Origin of the sequence: Draconibacterium sp., from assembly GCF_041583095.1 — a bacterium.
GTDB lineage: Bacteria > Bacteroidota > Bacteroidia > Bacteroidales > Prolixibacteraceae > Draconibacterium.
Window position 1 is genome coordinate 1 of sequence record NZ_JBFHGM010000424.1, and the last position, 2,663, is coordinate 2,663.

The following is a 2,663-nucleotide window of genomic DNA, read 5'->3' on the forward strand; positions in this document are numbered from 1 at the left end:
ACTTTCAAGTTATATATATTCGAACATCATTCAACCAAAAGAACTAATACATCAACTTCAACTTCAGGTTCTCTTCTACCACTATTTTCCCCGAGTTTCTGATTTCGTTATTGGAGTGCGAATTATTTTTTGCGCCCCACAGAAATGCCACCAGTTTAACCGGATTATTTTTAAAGGTATTGTCAGCTATATTTACGTTTACAATACCACGTGTATTTAATAGAATACCGTTCTCTTCACGGCCCCCACATTTTTCAAAAGAACTGTTTGCAACCAACAGGTTTCCTCCAATGGTCGACTCATCATATCCTCCCCGGTAATAATCAATCACATTACTTTTTACATTGTAAAAACGGCAATTGTCAATGGTAAGAAATTCCACATTGTAATCGCCATTATCATCGGTTTCTTCTGCCAGTTCAATACCATTATCACAGTTCACAATTTCACATCCAATAAATGAGATACTGTCAGAAAACGATTCTTTATAGGCCTTCAGCACGTAATTAAACTTTTCAATTCGACAGTTCTGTGCTAAAACATCATACAAAGCCGACATATTTTTCTGCAATGATGCAAAGGCAAAATTATCTCCGTTTCCTTCCAATAAAATATTTTGAACCTTCAATTTACCGTTCGGATTCATTTGGAACAGGGGGGTATTCTTTGTGCCCGTATAAATAATCTTTGTTTCAGCATTTTTGTCGGCTGCGGTCAGGGTAATCTTTTTATCGATTTTGAGTGAGGAACTAACCGAATACGAACCCGCTGCAAGCTCAATTATATCGCCACCAGATGCTTTTTTAATCGCAGCCAGTAATTCTTCTTCTGATGCAACTTTAAACTTTGTTGGTTCTACTTTCTGAGGTTCAGCAGAAAACCAGTTGGCACCATATTTAGTTCCATCAAGAATATTCAAGCTACTATCCGGCACGTCGCAAACTGCTCCAAGGCAATTCTTTTCAGTCCTTGAGTTTCCAAAAATATCTGCAGTTATAGTTTCAAACTCGAAACCATTATAGGTTTGCACGTTGCAAACTTGTGTCGATGGAGCAAAAATGTAATCAGCGACTTCCTTCATTTTAAAATCGCAATAATCAAAAGTGTTTTGTTTTTCATATGCCAGCTCCTTATTGTTTATCACATTGCTTTTAAAATCAACGCCATCAATTTTATCGTAAGCAATTATAGGTGCAGAAACATTTTCAGCACTATAAACAATGTTATTCGCAACAACTGTTCTTACAGGTCGAGCCGAACGAATTTCAGACGGAGGGAGTACTTCTGCCTGGCTAAGGTTTGCACCAACGCCGAAATGCCATGGTGATTTACACTCTACCCACGTATTGTAAGCAACAACAACATCGGTAACCTGGTTGTATCGGTTAAGTGGTGACTTTGGAATTCCATTCATAACCGCCAGAGGTGCCCTGAAGTTAGTTCCTTTCAGGTTGTAGAAATAGTTGTTTACCACCCAGTGTCCGGTGTTTACAATACGAATGCCACCAATATTTTCAGAATTATCATCACCTATAAAATAGTTACCGTCAATCCAGCAGTAATTTCCATGGCGCATTACCATCGACCCCTCGCATTTGAAGAATACATTATTTCGGTACTCATTGAAATTCGATTTACTGGAAATTACTTCAACTTCACCATTACACCGATCAAACAAATTATTGGCTACCAAAGTATTACTTGGCGACATTGATGTTTCGCTGTCTCCAATTTGTAATGTTTCGCCGTGTGGCCCTCCTTTACGCGGTCGAGGCCCGAAATGATTATTAATGATTCGATGATAGTTTTTTATGCTTTCGTTTCCTTTTAATTGTACGCGAACAGTTGGACCTGAATTTGATTTGCCGATGATGTTACAGTTGCTCAATTCATTATTTCTTCCCCAAAACTCCACCCAATGATCTTGCGTGTCGCGCTGTGGCTGATTAAAATTTTCAATTACACAATTGGTAAAGACACAATTATTGGCCACGGTCTTGTTTAACCGAAATTCTACCACAGCATTATTTGGTGTAAAACCATTTTGAAAGTGAATATCACGAAACACCCAAAAGTCACCCCCAAATTTTAACGACGATTGCCCCTCAATAAAAACTTCTCCGGGAGTTTCGGCGCGCAGCACTATCGGTTGTTTTTCTGTACCGCTGCCGGTAAGTTCAATCGTTACATCTTCCCAGGTTCCGTCTGCCAGAACAATCTCGTCACCTGCTTGTGCCTCTTTAATAGCTTGCTTTAGCTCATTTTTATCCTGAACCTTTACCGTATTCACTTTCTCTTGTGTTGTGCAAGCAAAGAGTATAAAGGCCAATAAAATCGGAATTAGTTTTGTTGTATGCATATTATTTTCTTTATGAATCTACAATCTTTCAAAATTCAAATTACCTTCGAAGTGCTCCGGAAGTATCTCCCTTCATTAAACTAAGCACATTTTCCAAGGATACCATATTTACGTCACCGGGAACAGTATGTTTTAATGCACAAGCAGCTGAAGCAAAATTCAAAGCTTCTACATCATCATAATGCAATAATCCGTATATCAGACCAGATGCAAAGGCATCACCGGTACCAACGCGATCAATAACGTGGGTGATGTCCAATATTTCAGTTTTAATATATTCTTTTCCGTTCCACATCTTACCTTG

2 protein-coding genes are annotated in these 2,663 nt (G+C 38.6%); both read right to left on the reverse strand.

The features are described 5' to 3' along the window. Window positions 1-43: 43 nt before the first annotated feature. Window positions 44-2,359 carry a chondroitinase-B domain-containing protein gene (locus ABZB17_RS22120; protein WP_372653779.1) on the reverse strand — a complete coding sequence of 772 codons (2,316 nt, stop codon included), beginning with the start codon at window positions 2,357-2,359 and terminating at the stop codon, window positions 44-46. Window positions 2,360-2,399: 40 nt separating this feature from the next. Next, window positions 2,400-2,663, reverse strand: a 264-nt coding sequence (locus ABZB17_RS22125) for a PfkB family carbohydrate kinase (RefSeq protein ID WP_372653782.1), incomplete at its 5' end; no start/stop codon positions are given.